We start from the raw sequence: 15,309 nt of genomic DNA on the forward strand, positions 1-15,309 counted from the left end.
AACCACGCACGGGAGATCAGACCAGTGCGGCAAGAGCGAAGGCCGCCAGGGCGATGAGGACACCGCCGGTGAGGGTCTGGACACGACGGTCGACGACGCACATCGCCGACAGGAAGCCAGGCATCGAACCCCCGCGGTGGGTGTGCAGGATGGCCAGTACGCTCGGCATGCAGCGGCCGAGGCTGACGGTTGCGAACATCGCGGCGCCGAGCACCGGCGAACCCGAGGCGATCACGCCGAGGACCAGCAGGTAGTACGCGCTGGACCGGATGAAGATCATGAAGCCGGGGCCGATGAGCGCACCGAACAGCAGCGACACCTTCCACGGCGCCATCGTGCGCCGCAGGTGGCGGGGGAGCTGCTGACGCCGCATGGGCGTCGGCAGGGTGATCATGCCCAGCTCGTGCAGGCCGTAACCGAGCGCGATCACGCCCCAGGCCGCGAGCATCCACGCCCACGGCACCGAGCCGGTCACGAGCGCGCCGAGCGCACCGAAGAGCGCGCCGGTGGGGATGCCCGTCGCGAGCGATCCGAGGGTGTGCCAGCCGAGCCGGCGGATCGGGGTCGACGACCCACGGCGTCCCGGCTGCTTCGGTGCGGCGACCACGCCGGCCACCGACATACCGCAGGTCGACCAGTTGGCGGCCAGTGCGGTCACCGCGCCGGTGGCGATCACCGCGGCGGTCATGGCCGTCGGGGTCGAGGCGGCCGCGACGAGACCGGCGGCGGCGCCGACCACCGCGGCACCGGCGATCAGGCCGCCGCGGGTCTTCTTCGCGACGGCGCTCTCGAGCGTCGGGCGTATCTCCGGTACGTCGACTCCGAGGGGCGGGTGAGCCAGAGGCTCACGCACGAGTGTTTCTGTCATCGGGATGCTCCTTTGCTGTGGTGCTTACGGATACGACCGGACGGCGGACGGCGTTGTCCGTCAACCGGTCACGGTGACGGTTCCGGTCATGTACCGGTGGACCGAGCAGTGGTACTCGTAGACGCCCGGCGTCGTGAAGGTGTGCTCGAAGCTCCCCTCGGGGATGATGCCGCTGTCGAACTCGCCCTCCGATCCGACGTGGTGCAGGACCCCGCCGTCGTCGAACGTCCACCGGACGGTGCCGCCCACCGGTACGGTCACGTCCACCGGCGCGAAGTGCACGTCGCGCACGACGATCTCCGCGTCCGGCCCGGTGGGGGAGCCGGCACACCAGGTCGCGGCCAGCATCGCGAACGCGGCCACCCCCCACCGGATCCGCATCATTCGACGATGATCGTGCCGACCATCGCGGGGTGCGGCGTGCAGTGGTAGGTGAACGTGCCGGCCTCGTCGAAGGTGTACTCGTAGGTGCCCTCGGTGAGCAGTTCGCTCTTCAGGTCACCTTCGAGCGGTCCGTCGCCCGCCACATCGTGCGGCAGTCCCGAGTCGTCGAAGTGCCACTGCACGGTCTGGCCCTTCTCGATGGTGACCGATGCGGGGCTGTACGACATGTTGGAGACCTCGATGACGACCGCGGGTTCGTCGGCGTCCGCACTGCCGCATCCGGTCAGCAGTCCCATCGCGAGTGTCGTGCCCGCGACCGCGGAAAGAAACTTCTTCATATCTCGTCCTCACCGGATGTACCGCAGATTCGCGGTCATTCCTGCCTCGAAGTGATAGGCGTTGTGACAGTGGAACATCCACTCGCCCGGATTGTCCGCGTCGAACTCGATGGCGAGTTCGGTCCCCGGAAGCACGTTGACGGTGTCGCGTCGCAGACCGCCGTAACCCGGTACGGCGAAGGTGTGGCCGTGGGTGTGCATGGGATGCCACATCGGCGACGAGTTGACCATCGTGATCCGGATCCGTTCACCCTCCTTCATCACCAGTCGGCCGGCGTCGGGGCCGGCCATGCCCCACACGTAGCGGTCGCCGGCCTGGATCAGCTCGACGCGGTAGTCGCGGTCGACGTCCCGCTTCTCGAGCAGTACCGATTCGGCGGGCCGCAGTTCGCTCTCGGTTACGAGTCGCCCGTTCAGCTCCGGAATGTCGAATCCCACATCGGGGTTCGACATCGGCACCGCGTCGTGGGACCGCAGCACGGTCGACGCGTAGCCGTCGCGCCCCTCGACCTTCGCCACGATCGGCCACGCACCGGAACGCACCGTGACGAGCACGTCCACCCGCTGCGCCATGCCGAGGATCACGGTGTCGGCGGTCGTCGGCTGCACGTCGAAGCCGTCCACGGCGACGACGGTCAGTTCGTGACCGGCCACGGCGAAACGGTAGGGCGTCTCCGCGGCCGCGTTGACGACCCGTAGACGCAACCGTTGCCCCGCAGCGGCTTCCACCACGGCGGGATCGTTCGGCGGACGCCCGTTGATCAGGTGCAGCGGGTACGCGATGTGCTGGGTCATGCCGCCGAGCGGGACGGAGTCCCCGTGGCCCGCCGACGTGATCTGTTGCGCCACCGAGGCATCGGCGTCCGTGTACTCGGCCGGCCCCGAGCCGTGCCCGGCATGACCGTGCCCGGCGACCTGCGGGTTGAGCGCGGCCAGGACCGCGTCGGGGGTGGTGCCCAGACCGTCGACCCAGTCGTCGAGCACGAGCACCGCGTCGGCGTCCGCGCCGGTGGCGTCGTTCGGGTCCTCGATGATCATAGCCCCGAACAGACCACGGTCGGCCTGCAGTCCGCTGTGCGAGTGGTACCAGTAGGTGCCCGGATCGGGTGCGACGAAGTCGTATTCGAACCGGCCACCGTCGGCGCCGATCGGTTCCTGCGTGACCGGAGCCGCACCGTCCATGTCGTTGCGGATCCGGATGCCGTGCCAGTGCAGCGTGGTCTCCTGCGGAAGCCCGTTGTCCACCGACACCCGCACCCGGTCGCCCTTCGACAACCGCAGCTCGGGTGCGACGGCGGCCCCGCCGTAGGTCCACGTGTTCACGATCCGCCCACCGAGGTCCACGGCGCCCACCCCCGCAGCGAGCGCGAAGGCTGCCGTCGCCCCCGAGGTGGCGCGGGCCGCCTCGGCCGCGGCCACCTCGGGATCGGTGGGACGGATGTAGTCGAGCTCGGTGGCCACCGCCTGCTGTCCGGACGTACCGGAGCTGCAGGCGGTGGCACCGAACCCGAGCGCGCCGAGCCCCACCGCCCCGACACCGAGGGTGCCCAGGCGGAGGAAGCGTCGGCGAGCGAGCACGAGCCCGGAACCGGGTCGTGTCATCGGATCACCTGCGGGGTCAGGAGCGAACGGATGTCGTCGACGGTTCCGGTGACCTCGGCGGCACTGACCTCGGTGCCGTCGCTCGCCGAGACACCGACGATGCGCTGGGCCGACTCGCCGTCGACCTCGGGGCCCGAACCGACCACATACAGGATCGATCCGTCCACGGAGAAGGCCATGGACGCGATGTCCGTCATCCCCAGTGCCGCGAGATCGAGGGTGCGGATCGGAGCGAGGCCGGTCGCGTCGAACAGCTCGATCGTGACGATGTCGCCACCGCGCGCGGAGTGCGGATGGATCTCGCTGTCGGTGTACTCGATCGCGATCCGGTCGCCGGTGTTGTTGATGGCGTTCTCCGCGAAGCGGCCGCCGTCCTGTCCGGCGTTCCCGATGGGAGCGACGGGATCCTCCGGCAGACCGTTCGAGAAGTCGAAGACGAAGACGTCGCCGGTCGCGCCGACGAGCAGTGCCTTCTTCGCGTCCGCGGCCCAGGTCACCTTGCGGTTGCTGACGAAGTCGTCGGGCAGCACCTTCGTGCGCGCCGTCTCGGTGGGGACACCGGCATCGTCGATGGAGATCTGGATCAGCTCGCGGGTGTCCTCGCACACGCTGTAGAGCTTGTGGTCGACGAGCCAGGTGAACGGACCGCACCCGATGATCTGCAGCGCGCCGCTCTCCTTGCCGGCCTCGAGATCGACGACGCGGACGCCGTACAGGCCGTCGTCCCACGTCACGAAGTACTTCCCGTCCGAGGTGACGGCACTGGACCCGGGACGCGAGTGCGCGCGGGCGTAGTCGGGCAGTTCGATCTCGTCCGGCTCGAGCAGGTCGCCCGAGTAGGTGGTGACGGTGAAGTCCGCCTGGCCGCGCGAACCGCGCGGCCGCCACACTTCGGCGGCGAGAACCGCTGGGTCCGAGGAACTCTCGCCGACGAACCCGTGGATGACCGGATCCCAGATGCCGGGACCCACGACGATGCGACTGCCCGCGACACCGGTGACCGGGTCGAGGACGTTCACACCGATCTCGAGCCCGCCCGGAGTCCGGAGGACCGCAAGCAGGTCGTTCTCGCTCGCGGGCTGGATCTCCGAGACATGCACGGGTTCCGGGATGGTGTCGCCGATCTCCTGATCGTCGTGACCGAGGGAGATGCCCTCACCGGGAGTGGTGTAGGGGACGGTCGGGTAGGTGACCTCGCCCGCCGCGGAGGAGGAGTCGTCGTCGCTCGAGCACGCCGCGAGGGACAGTGCGAGAGCGAGCGGGACGGTCGCGGCGACCGCCCGTTGGGTGCGCTTCATGATCCGGCGCCCACCTTCGGTCGTGCGGCGGGACGGGTCTGGCAGTCCTCACCGATGATCGGTGCCATCGTGCAGGTGTACGACTGGGATTCGTCGGACACGCACCAGATGATCTCCTGGTCGAAGCTGCCCGAGACCGGGTTGTACATGATGGCCTGCATGTCGGGTTCACCGCAGAAGGCGTTCGAGCACGACGGTGCACCACAGCAGTCGTAGTAGGCGATCAGGTAGGTCTTACCGGTGTCGGGATGCGTGCAGCATCCAACCCAGAACTCCGCTCCGGGACGGCTTCCCGGCGCACAGGTGGTGACACCGCCGCCGTTGCAGGCCGCGCACGAGGTGCCGTCCATGTTGCACCAGCGCCAGTACTCGCACTCGGCGGGGTCCTTGCCGTCGTAGACCGGAACGAGCGGTTCGGGTTCGGCGGGGGTCGGAGCCGGCGGCTCCTGCGCCAGCGCAGTGCGGGTGACGGGCAGCGAACTGATCAGTGCCACACCGGAAACACCCATGGTCCACCGGCCGATCTTGCTGATCACCGAACGGCGGGAGACCCGCTCGGACATCCTGCGGCCGGTGCGGCCGATGAAGGATCCGCCGCGGCCGGCCATCCATTCGGCTTGTTCCTTGACGGTGGCTTCGTCCACCGGATATCGATTCTCGTGCATCTCCGGTTCCCCGGATGAGGGTCTGAGGTCCAACGACGTACTCCGATCTCGAGAAGGGGATGAGATTCCGCCCGTACCGACGGGGCGGTCGGCGCTCGCAGATCACAGACCGGCTGCGGCGCGAGTCTTGGCTGCCTCGTGCAGGTGCTGCAGCGAGGGCGTGCCGGATTCGAGTGCGTTGAGGAGGGATTCGACCTGCGCCATGTGGTTGCACAGGCCCTTGGCCTGGATCTTGCCGTGCTCGTCGAGGATCACGCCGTACGGAGTGGTGCCCACCTGGTAGGCGATGCCCACATCGCGGGCGTCGACGTAGCTGAGCTCGGCACCGATACCCGAACCGGCAAGGAAACTCTGGTGCTCCTCGGGCGTGCCGTCGGAGATGATGACGACCTCGAGGTCCTTCTCCGCCTTCGCCATCGCCTTGACGCCGGGCAGCAGGCTCTTGCAGGTCGAGCACGACGGCGCGGTGAACAGCAGCAGCTGCGCCTTGTCGCGGTGGCCACCGACGCCGACCTCGCGGCCGAGGTGGTCCTGCAGGCCGCGGAAGCTCGGAGCGACCTGATCGATCTTCGGGCCGGTGTCCATCATCCGGGCGCCGAGGGGGCCGAGACGCACCTGCACGCGCCCGATCTCGCGGGCGAGGGCGAGCAGCATGAGGAACAGTGCCGCGACGGCGACGGCCAGCACGATGACCGCGATCAGCAGGAAGGTGTTCACAGATTTCTCCGTTCGGATGTGTCAGTACCGCGAGAGGGGCGAGGCGGCACGAAGTTCGATCGAGGCCTTCGTCAGGTGGTCGTCGACCGGGCGTCGGCCCGGATGCACGATCGACCGCAACTGCACCGCGGTGACGACCACGACCAGCACCAGTGCGGCGAGCGCGACGGCGAGGAGGTGCTCGGCGAGCGACGGTGCGCCGGCGGGAACGAGGGCCAGGGCTGCGGAGACGAGCACGAACGCACCGGCCCGCACCGCGTGGAACCACCCGATCCGCGGGATGTCGTGGGAATCGAATGCGAAACAGCCGCAGTCGAGGTCACGACGGCCTCGGAGAAGGTTGATCGTCAGGCCGCCGAAGAAGCACAGGAACAGCAGTGCGGCGCCTGCGGCCGCCCATCGTCCGGCGATGCCGGTGATGAGCGCGGCACCGAGGACGATCTCGGCCCACGGCAGCGCGAACGACACCGCGTCCTCGAGCGGCGCAGGCAGCAGCTTGTACCCGCGCACCGTGCGCAGCAGACCCTGGCGGTCCCGGGTCTTGGGGATGCCGGCGAGCAACAGCGTGCCTCCGACGATCGATGCGATCAGCACCCACAGCATGTGTGCGACCACTCCTTCCGTTTCGCTTCGGGACCTCGTCGAGGTCCCGGCGGATCCCTCGCAGGTGGGGATGGACACATCCTGCTGCGGTCTCGAGTCGGGCGTGCGACGCCGGAGGAACGAACGGGGACACCCTGAACGAGAACGCGAGCCTTCGAATTCAGGGACGTCGGGGCTCGGCGACGTGGGGTTTTGCGTTCGCCCGAGTCCGCGCGGAAGGCGGTGGCGTGATGCACCTCGCATCGCCTCTGCGAGCGGATTCCCACTTGGACGGCACGTCGTGTTCGCGCAGGTAATGCGGCTGTAACAGAACGGGGTTAGCGTCCGGACGAATCCAGTGAAAGGACCACGGCCGTGACGTCAGCACTCCGGGCGGCGATCGACCGCGCGCAGGACGCGGAACCCACCGGGGATCACGTGCGCTCACCCCTGCATGCGCTCGGCCGCCGGCAGTTGTCCCAGCTCGATCTGATCGGGCAGTCGCTGTCGACGATCGCTCCCGCAACCGGAATGGTGTTCATCGCCCTGTGGATGACCGTGAGCGCTCCGGGACTCGGGGGTGTGCTCACCATCGCCGCGACGACCGGCGTCGTCGTGCTGGTCGCATGGTGCATCACGCAGTTCACGCGACGCCTGGCCGCGGCGGGTTCGCTCTACAGTTTCGTCTTCCAGGGACTCGGTACGCGCGCGGCGCTCGTGACGGGCACGGCGCTCATCGTCGGATATCTCGGCATCTCGATCTCCGTGCTGGCCCAGGGAGCACGCACAGTATTGGATCTCGGTGAGCTTGTGGGACTGAATCTTCCGGGGACGGGACCGTGGCTGGTGACGGCGGCGGTGCTCGGTGGGGTCGTCGCCCTGATCGCGATCCGCGGCGTGCGGTTCGCGACCCGCGCGATCCTGCTCGTCGAAACGTGTTCGCTGGTACTGATCGTCGCGACGATGCTGGTCGCGCCGGCGGGCGGAACGACGACAAGCGAACTGCCGGTCTCACCGCTGAGCCTGCTGCCCTTCCTGGCGCTCATGACCGTCCTGTCCATGGCCGGATTCGAGAGCGCGGCGTTCTTCGGACCCGAGGCCCGTCGGCCGCTCGTCACGGTCAGCCGGACGGTGCTGATCACCCCTCTCGTCGTCGGGGCGCTGTTCGTCTTCACGGCCGTCGCCTCGCTGACCGGGCGTGGATCGCTCATCATCGGAGCGTATTTCGACGGTGTCGACTCCGGTGCGTCGTGGGTGGTCGTGCTCGCCGTGAAGACGGGCATGGCGTGCTCGTGGTTCGCGTCGACACTCGGCTGCGCACAGGCAGGCTCGAGGCTCCTGTACTCGATGGGTGTCGAACGGGTGCTGCCGTCCGCTCTGGCCCGCGTACACGGCACCCTGCGCACCCCCTACCTCGCGGTGACGACGTTCGTCGCGGTGAGTGTCGCGGGTGCCGTCCTGTACACCCTGGTGGCGGAAGCGGATTCGTCCGTCTTCGACGGTGTCGTCGAGGTCGCGCTGGTCGCGGCGTACACGCTGGTCGCGGTGGCATCCCTGCGGTTCCTGCACCGCATCGGTGAGGACACCACGTGGACGCGGGTCGCGGCGGTGTTCGTCGCGTTGCTCGGTGGTGGTCTGCTGGTGGCCACGGCCGTCGACGGGGTCACGCACTCGCTGCTCGTCGTGCCGGTGGCGCTCGTCGCGCTCCTGGTGTCGGGACCCGTCTGGCGCGCGGTGCTGCGCCGGCTCCGCCCGCAGAGCCTCGCGACGATCGGAGCATTCGACACCGTCGAGACCTCGGATCTGCTGCCGGGTGCGGGGACACTGGTCCTCGACGAGCACGGGCGGCCGCGGATCGTCACGGGGGGCATACAGGAGGAGCGGATGTGACCGCCCACGTGCCGATCCGGTCCTCCGAGACTACTTTCGGAGGACGACAACCCCACGCCGTGCAGAAGGCGCTGGGGATGCTCGAGGCCGTCGCACAGCTCGGTCCCGGCACCACCGCCAAGGAGATCGCCGCGTTCGCCGGAGTGCCTCCCGCCACCGCCTACCGGATGCTGAACCTGCTCGTCGCGGACGGCTATCTCGTGCGTGTCCCCGACCTGTCGGGTTTCGCGCTCGGTCGTCGCACCGCCGAACTCGCCCAGGCCGCAGCGGAATCCACCCCGTCCGAGTCGCTCCACGACGTGATGGAGGACCTGCGGGGGTGCACGCGTTTCGGATTGCACGTCGCGTCCTTCGCCGGGAGCCGGCTCCGCTTCGTCGACCAGGATCCGGACCACGAGATCGTCGCCATCACCACGCTGTCGAAGTCGTTGCACGCCAATGCCATCGGCAAGCTGATGCTGGCACACGTGCCGGGGGCGGCTCCGGATGCCGAGTTTCGCCGGCTCACCGAGTTCACGATGTGCGAGCGCGAGTCGCTGGCGCGGGAGCTGCGCGACATCATCTCGTCCGGTTACGCGAAGGAGTGCCAGGAGACCCGGCTGGGCAGGGCGGCGCTGGCCGTCCCGATCCGCGACTCGTCGTCCTTCGTCGTCGGCGGCCTGTACCTGCACGGGTCGGCCGCGAAGGTGCAACCCGATCCCGATCTGGTGAGATTCCTCGTCGACGGCTCCGCCAGGCTCACAGGCCTGCTCTGAGCCGGATCAGTGCGTCCACCACGGGCGCGCCGAACATCGGCGGATCGTTGTGTTCGAGACCGTCGAGCTCGACCCGCTCGTGCAGCCATCGGGCGGCATCGGCGACTGCCGAGCTCTGGGCCGGCGGGACGATGCTGTCGGCGGTGCCGTAGACGACCGTGATCGGCACGTCGATGTGGCCGACGAGTTCGGCGACGGGGAACTCGTCCTTCAACAGTGCGGCGGGCACGAAGGGATAGTGGTGCCGGGCCACGGCGGCGAGATCGGTGAACGGCGAGCGCAGCAGCATCCCGGCGGGAGGTTCGTCGACGGCGAGCGCGGTGACCACGGCGCAGCCGAGGCTCTCCCCGAAGTACAGCACCCGGGCGGGGTCGACGTCGTCGCGTGAACGGAGATGCTCGAGGGCCGCGCGGGCGTCGGCGGCGAGACCCTCCTCGGTGGGGGCGCCGGGATTGCCGCCGTACCCGCGGTAGTCGAACAGGAGCGTCGAGAAACCCGCCGCGGCGAGGTCGGCGGCGGTGTCGACGCGGCCGAGTCGGTTGCCGCCGTTACCGGGAGCGAGGAGAACCGTGAAGCCGGCTCCGGGGCCGTCGGGAGCGCGACCGGGCACGAACCAGGCGTCGAGCGCGAGACCGTCGGAGGTGGTGAGCACGACGTCCTCCGCACCGGGCAGGACGGTCGCGGCGGACGGGGGAGTGGAGCTGTCGGGCAGGTAGATCAGGCGTCGTTGCAGCGCCCACCCGGCGACGCCGACGAGCGCGACGACGAGCACCACGGCGAGAACGATCCGCATGGGTCCGGTCTAACGCATGTGCGCGTTCCCGGCAGCCGGAACTGCCGGAAACGCGCACGGAAGAGGCGGGGTTACCGGAGGAAGGGTTACCGCGGCGCCATGCGCAGCGCGCCGTCCATGCGGATGGTCTCACCGTTGAGGTAGTCGTGCTCGACGATCATCTGCGCGAGCTGCGCGTACTCGGCGGGCTGGGCGAGCCGCGACGGGAACGGCACACCGGCCTCGAGGCCCTTGCGGTACTCCTCGGTGACACCGGCGAGCATCGGGGTGTCGACGATGCCGGGGGCGATGGTGTTGACGCGGATGCCGAACTGCGCGAGGTCGCGTGCGGCGGGGACGGTCATGCCGTGCACGCCACCCTTCGACGCGGAGTACGCGATCTGACCGATCTGGCCCTCGAACGCCGCCACCGAGGCGGTGTTGATGACGACGCCGCGCTGACCCGACTCGTCGACCGTCTCGGTCTTGGAGATCGCGTCGGCCGCGAGGCGCATGACGTTGAAGGTGCCGAGCAGGTTGACGGTGATGACCGTGCGGAACAGCTCGAGGTCGTGCGGGCCGTTCTTCGACAGGATGCGGCCGGCCCAGCCGACACCGGCGCAGTTGACGACGATGCGCAGCGGAACACCCGACTCGACGATGCGGTCGACGGCGGCCTGCACCTCGTCGCCGCTGGTCACGTCGGTGGCGAGGAGCGTGACACCCGCGGGTGCGGCATCGCCGACGCGGTCGATGGACTGCTGCAGGTCGAGGCCGAAGACGGTGGCTCCGGCGTCGGCGAGACGGCGTGCGGTTGCGGCGCCGAGACCGGATGCGGCGCCGGTCACCAGTGCGGCGGATCCCTGAATCTCCACTGTTCGTATCTCCTGTCCCGAGCCGAGGGCTGCGTGAACCCGACGGGTTCGGGCTCGTTGGCACCGAGTCCGACTCCGTCGGGTTCTCTCACAGAGCCCTACGGCGTGTGAGTGTCGTTCGTCACGAACCCTAACCGGTCACGGCCGCGGGTTCCGCGGGGGTCGCGGTCCGGCGGCGCAGTGCGACGACTCCCATCGCCGCGGCGACGAGACACGCGACGGCACCGAGCAGCAATCCGGCCCGGCCACCCCACTGCTCGCAGACCCATCCGGCGATGGGACCGCCGATGGCCGTGGAGCCGAGGAAGGCGACCGACCACAGGGCCATCACCCGTCCGCGCATCGTCGGCGCGGAGGCGAGTTGCAGCGAACTGTTGGTGGTGGACGTGAACGTCACGCTCAGTGCGCCCACGATCACCATGAGCACGATGAGCGTGGTCAGGTTCGGGGCCGCGGCGGCGACCGTCATGGCGATGCCGAACGCGAGGGAGGTGAGTATCAGCGGCCGGGTTCCGGTGCGACCCCAGGTGGCGACGGCGAGGCCCCCCACCACCGATCCGGCGCCCATCGCGGCGGTAAGGAAGCCGTAGGCCCCGGCACCGGCAGCGAAGGTGTGGTCGGCCAGGACCGGCAGAACCACCTGGAACTCGAAGGCCAGACATCCGACGAGCGCCATCATCGACAGCGGGACGGCCAGGTCGGGCGTGCTGCGGACGTAGGCGAAACCCTCACGCAGTTGTCCCTTCGCGCGGGCGGCGGCGGGGGAGCGCTGGAGCCGGGAGACGTCGAGTCGCAGCAAGGAGGTGACGACGGCGACGAAGCTCGCGGCGTTGAGCAGGAAGCACACGCCGAGTCCGCCCGCGGCGATGACCAGGCCGGCGACGGCCGGGCCGATCATGCGGGAGCACGAGGCGAGGACCGACTGCAGGCTCACGGCGTTCCGCAGATCCTCCGGACCGACCAGTTCGAGCATGAACGACTGTCGGGCGGGGTTCTCGAAGCACTGGTTGAGGCCGAGCGCGACCGCCAGGACGTAGACGTGCCACAGGGCGATCGTGTCGGTGACGACGAGCAGCCCCAGGATCAGGGCCTGCACACCCATGAGGGTCTGCAACCCGATCATGAGCCGGCGTTTGTCGGAGCGGTCGGCGACCACGCCGCCGTAGGGGCCGAGCAGCAGCATCGGCACGGTCTGCAGTGCGAGCACGATGCCGATGGCGGTCGCGGAGCCGGTGAGCTGCAGGACGAGCCACGACTGCGCGACCGTCTGCATCCACGTGCCGATGAGCGAGACGGCCTGGCCGCTGATGTAGAGGCGGAAGTTGGGGCCGCGCAGGGCGGCGAAGGTCTGTCCTCTGATGTCGGCGAGCATTGTCACGGGCGACCCCTCTCGGCGGAGGGGCGCGGTGAATCGGCGACGCGCTGCGAGAGTGCCTCGAGGGCGGGCAGTGCGTCGTGCAGAGCTTCGAGGTGCCGGTCGCTCAGTTCGGTGAGGTGACGGGCGAACAGGGCGGTGCGGCGGTCGCGCAGTTCCGCCGAGAGTGCGGCACCGGCGGGAGTGATGTGGACGCGGACGACACGCTTGTCGTCGGTGTCGGGGGACCGGGTGAGCAACCCGGCGTCTTCGAGTTTGCCCACCATGCGCGAACACATGGTGGGGTTGAGCCCTTCGATCTCCGCGAGGTCGCGGACTCCGATCGTCTCGTGGCGGGCGACGGTCGTGAGGAGGGTCGACTGCGAACGCGTCAGCCCTTCCTCCGAGGCGAACATGCCCATGCGGCGGGAGATCCGTCCGATCGCGATACGCAGACGATGGACGTCTTCCGCGTCGAACGGAGGAGTTTCGGATCGAGGGGTGCTGTCCGTGAGTTCAGACATGGAACCACCTCCGAATTTATTTGCCTATCGGCAAGCATACTCCTGTGCAGAGTGGAAAGACACTGTTCGGAACGGTGATCAGGGACGCATGAGCGCCGGGGCCTCGTCCTCCGTGATACGGCGGGCGCGCCGGCGGACGACCACCATCGCGGCGACGGACAGCAGCAGGGCCACCGCGCCGGCGATCGGTCCGACGACGCCGGTCGCCGGGAACAGGCCGTCGCCGAGCATCCACGCGCCGAAGCCGAAGAACAGGGCGGAAGCACCGTAGCGAATGGCGTTGTCGGGAAGATGCCGGCCGAACACGGCACCGATGACGATGGCCAGCGCGTCGGCGGCGACCATGCCGACGGTGGACCCGATCCACACCCCGGCCCAGTTGTTGTCGGTCGCGAGCGTGATGGTCGCGAGCATCGTCTTGTCGCCGAGTTCGGCGAGGAAGAACGCCGAGGTCACGGCGAGGAAGGCGGAGCGCGCGACGCGTCCGGCCTTGGATTGCTCGTCGTCGTCGAGGGAGTCGCCGCGCAGCGTCCACGCGCCGAAGATCAGGAAGGCGATGCCGCCGACGATGGAGATGGCGGTCGCGGGGATCGCGACACCCAGATAGTGCCCGACAGCCACTGACACGAGGTGCACCGCGGTGGTCGCGAACAGGATCCCCGACAGGACGACCCACCAGTGATACCGCAGGGCGAAGGTCATCGCCATGAGCTGGGATTTGTCGCCGAGTTCGGCGACGAAGACGACTGCGAAGGACAAGACGAGCGCGGACCACATATGCGTTTCCTCCTTTCGTATGGAGGAAACGGGGCTTCCTCCGGACGCCGGACGCACGGTGCGACCAGCGGCCGAAGGTCTCGCCCACCGGAGGATGATCCGGTCCGCGGGGCCGGGCAGTGCCGTTGTCGGGCGCCGCCAGTATGTCGACCCTGCGATTGGGGGCTACTCCCCTTCGCCGACGACAACGTTAGCCCGGCGAACCGAATTCTGTAAAGGCAATGCTAACTTTCGGAGAACCGAACTCTCGTTTTCAGGGCGCCCTCACGAAGCGAGCAGCATGGCCAGAATCGCGGTGTCGGGGTCGTTGCCCGGATCCACTCCCACCTTGCTGACCAGTGCCGTCACCGTGCCGTCCGGTTCGGCCTCGACCCACGCGGCGCGATGCTCGAGCCCGAGATGTGGGATCCCGGGGAGCAGCACGCAGCCCGAGGCGGCGCCGGCGTTCTCCGGCAGTGACGGCGTCGTCTCCGACGGCGGATGCAGCATGATCAGTGCCGGCGGCTGATGCTCGGCGAACCGTCCGGGCTGCACGGCACGCTCGCCGAGCACCGGACCTTCGGCGACCACGAGGCCCACGGTTCCGGGCTCGGGGTCGTCGGGCAGTTCTTCTTTGACCCCGAACACCGTCGAGGTGGGCAGCAGTCCCGGCAGCGACGCGATCCGCACCGTCATCGCCAGCACCTGGGCCCATTCGCGGGTGGTCGCGGGCCATCTGCCCGAGACGACGAAACCTCGAAGCGACCCGGCGGACTGGAATGCGGACAGCTCGATGCGGCTGTGTTCCTCGGCGTTCATCCCACTCCTCCCTCTCGGTCGGTAAGGGGAGAATGCCCGTTTTCTTCGTTGGCACACAAGAGGTGTCGAGTGCCAGCACTGCCGCTACACCTCTTGCTATCCGCCTCGGCAATTGCTGCGGCGGATAGCGATTCCTGTAGCGGATAGGAAAGACCAGGCCCGGAGACGACGAAGGGCGCCGGTGTCCCGGCGCCCTCGCTGTCGGTCTCGCGACCTGTATGACCGATCCGTACTAGACGATCAGGCCCGAGGTGGCGGTGCGAGCGCGCTCGAAGCGAGCCTGCACGTCCGCCCAGTTGACGATGTTCCAGAAGGCCTTGACGTAGTCGGCCTTGACGTTCTGGTACTGCAGGTAGAAGGCGTGCTCCCACATGTCGAGCATGAGCAGCGGGGTCAGGCCGATCGGGATGTTGCCCTGCTGGTCGTACAGCTGGACGATGATCAGACGCTGTCCGATCGAATCCCACGCGAGGATCGACCAGCCGGAGCCCTGGATGGAGTTCGCGTTCGCGGAGAAGTGATCGCGGAACTTGTCGAACGAACCGAAGGCATCGTCGATCGCAGCAGCGAGCTCACCCTCGGGCTTGTCGCCACCCTCGGGGGAGAGGTTGTTCCAGAAGACGGAGTGGTTGGTGTGACCACCCAGGTGGAAGGCGAGGTCCTTCTCGAGCTTGGTCGCCTGGGCCGCCATGGTGCCGTTCTCGCGGGCCTCGGCCAGCTTCTCGAGAGCGGTGTTCGCACCGGCGACGTAGGTGGCGTGGTGCTTCGAATGGTGCAGCTCCATGATCTTCGCCGAGATGTGCGGCTCGAGCGCTGCGTAGTCGTAGGGCAAGTCCGGAAGTGTGTATTCAGCCACGAAGGGTCCCTTCTTCACCGGGCCGTCCGGCCCGTGCAGTTATTCCGTACCTTCTCGGGTTTCCACCCAAGTCCATAACTACACCGTCCGCAACATTCCCCGTAATGCGGACACGATCGGACCGCGACTGTGTCGGAGAGCACCCGGAACGGCCCACGCGTCCGGAAAATAGCTCTCACCAGCGCAAACAGTCGGATATCGGGACCGTCGGCAACGGCTGCGTGAACGGGACCTTAACATTGGCGCGTGTTTCG

At 68.4% G+C, this 15,309-nt stretch carries 17 protein-coding genes; 2 read left to right on the forward strand and 15 right to left on the reverse strand.

Annotated elements, in window-relative coordinates; translation table 11 throughout:
* Window positions 1–16: 16 nt before the first annotated feature.
* The 8 genes from A5767_RS20820 to A5767_RS20855 all read right to left on the reverse strand — a co-directional run bounded on the left by A5767_RS20820 (window position 17) and on the right by A5767_RS20855 (window position 6,475).
* Window positions 17–868, reverse strand: coding sequence for a hypothetical protein (locus tag A5767_RS20820; RefSeq protein ID WP_006553378.1), 852 nt, complete (start codon window positions 866–868; stop codon window positions 17–19).
* 60 nt (window positions 869–928) lie between these two features.
* Window positions 929–1,252: a cupredoxin domain-containing protein gene (locus A5767_RS20825; RefSeq protein WP_082937761.1), complete on the reverse strand. Its 324-nt coding sequence runs from the start codon at window positions 1,250–1,252 to the stop codon at window positions 929–931.
* On the reverse strand, window positions 1,249–1,590 hold the full coding sequence (locus tag A5767_RS20830) for a cupredoxin domain-containing protein (RefSeq protein WP_006553380.1): 342 nt from the start codon (window positions 1,588–1,590) through the stop codon (window positions 1,249–1,251). The genes A5767_RS20825 and A5767_RS20830 overlap by 4 nt, the downstream gene beginning before the upstream one ends.
* A gap of 9 nt (window positions 1,591–1,599) precedes the next feature.
* Complete coding sequence (locus A5767_RS20835) at window positions 1,600–3,192, reverse strand: multicopper oxidase family protein (protein ID WP_064853066.1); 1,593 nt, start codon at window positions 3,190–3,192, stop codon at window positions 1,600–1,602.
* Window positions 3,189–4,490 carry a hypothetical protein gene (locus A5767_RS20840; protein ID WP_006553382.1) on the reverse strand — a complete coding sequence of 434 codons (1,302 nt, stop codon included), beginning with the start codon at window positions 4,488–4,490 and terminating at the stop codon, window positions 3,189–3,191. Before A5767_RS20840 ends, A5767_RS20835 begins: the two co-directional genes overlap by 4 nt.
* Entirely contained in the window at window positions 4,487–5,155 is a 669-nt protein-coding gene (locus A5767_RS20845; protein WP_033097867.1) for a methylamine dehydrogenase light chain, read from the reverse strand. The genes A5767_RS20840 and A5767_RS20845 overlap by 4 nt, the downstream gene beginning before the upstream one ends.
* Window positions 5,156–5,257: 102 nt before the next feature.
* On the reverse strand, window positions 5,258–5,872 hold the full coding sequence (locus A5767_RS20850; protein ID WP_006553384.1) for a redoxin domain-containing protein: 615 nt from the start codon (window positions 5,870–5,872) through the stop codon (window positions 5,258–5,260).
* A gap of 21 nt (window positions 5,873–5,893) precedes the next feature.
* The gene (locus A5767_RS20855; protein ID WP_019290382.1) at window positions 5,894–6,475 is read right to left on the reverse strand and encodes a MauE/DoxX family redox-associated membrane protein; all 582 of its coding nucleotides are present in this window, start codon (window positions 6,473–6,475) and stop codon (window positions 5,894–5,896) included.
* Window positions 6,476–6,829: 354 nt separating this feature from the next.
* Between A5767_RS20855 and A5767_RS20860 the strand changes: the two genes are divergently transcribed.
* Window positions 6,830–8,344 carry an APC family permease gene (locus tag A5767_RS20860; protein ID WP_064853067.1) on the forward strand — a complete coding sequence of 505 codons (1,515 nt, stop codon included), beginning with the start codon at window positions 6,830–6,832 and terminating at the stop codon, window positions 8,342–8,344.
* Window positions 8,341–9,099 (forward strand): IclR family transcriptional regulator, encoded by a 759-nt coding sequence (locus A5767_RS20865; RefSeq protein ID WP_006553387.1) that lies wholly within the window; start codon window positions 8,341–8,343, stop codon window positions 9,097–9,099. The genes A5767_RS20860 and A5767_RS20865 overlap by 4 nt, the downstream gene beginning before the upstream one ends.
* On the opposite strand, the gene A5767_RS20870 is transcribed toward A5767_RS20865, so the two are convergent.
* The 7 genes from A5767_RS20870 to A5767_RS20900 form a co-directional block, all read right to left on the reverse strand.
* On the reverse strand, window positions 9,083–9,892 hold the full coding sequence (locus tag A5767_RS20870; RefSeq protein WP_024102640.1) for an alpha/beta hydrolase: 810 nt from the start codon (window positions 9,890–9,892) through the stop codon (window positions 9,083–9,085). The genes A5767_RS20865 and A5767_RS20870 overlap by 17 nt on opposite strands.
* A gap of 86 nt (window positions 9,893–9,978) precedes the next feature.
* Complete coding sequence (locus A5767_RS20875) at window positions 9,979–10,746, reverse strand: SDR family NAD(P)-dependent oxidoreductase (protein ID WP_006553390.1); 768 nt, start codon at window positions 10,744–10,746, stop codon at window positions 9,979–9,981.
* A gap of 130 nt (window positions 10,747–10,876) precedes the next feature.
* Window positions 10,877–12,124, reverse strand: a complete 1,248-nt coding sequence (locus tag A5767_RS20880; protein WP_197483284.1) for an MFS transporter — start codon at window positions 12,122–12,124, stop codon at window positions 10,877–10,879.
* Window positions 12,121–12,624 (reverse strand): MarR family winged helix-turn-helix transcriptional regulator, encoded by a 504-nt coding sequence (locus tag A5767_RS20885; RefSeq protein WP_006553392.1) that lies wholly within the window; start codon window positions 12,622–12,624, stop codon window positions 12,121–12,123. The genes A5767_RS20880 and A5767_RS20885 overlap by 4 nt, the downstream gene beginning before the upstream one ends.
* A gap of 78 nt (window positions 12,625–12,702) precedes the next feature.
* Window positions 12,703–13,401, reverse strand: coding sequence for a TMEM165/GDT1 family protein (locus A5767_RS20890; protein ID WP_064853069.1), 699 nt, complete (start codon window positions 13,399–13,401; stop codon window positions 12,703–12,705).
* Between the two features lie 264 nt (window positions 13,402–13,665).
* Window positions 13,666–14,199 (reverse strand): hypothetical protein, encoded by a 534-nt coding sequence (locus tag A5767_RS20895; protein WP_024102643.1) that lies wholly within the window; start codon window positions 14,197–14,199, stop codon window positions 13,666–13,668.
* A gap of 232 nt (window positions 14,200–14,431) precedes the next feature.
* On the reverse strand, window positions 14,432–15,055 hold the full coding sequence (locus tag A5767_RS20900; protein ID WP_006553395.1) for a superoxide dismutase: 624 nt from the start codon (window positions 15,053–15,055) through the stop codon (window positions 14,432–14,434).
* Between the last annotated feature and the right edge of the window lie 254 nt (window positions 15,056–15,309).

It is taken from the genome of Rhodococcus sp. 852002-51564_SCH6189132-a, assembly GCF_001665495.1.
GTDB lineage: Bacteria > Actinomycetota > Actinomycetes > Mycobacteriales > Mycobacteriaceae > Rhodococcus > Rhodococcus pyridinivorans.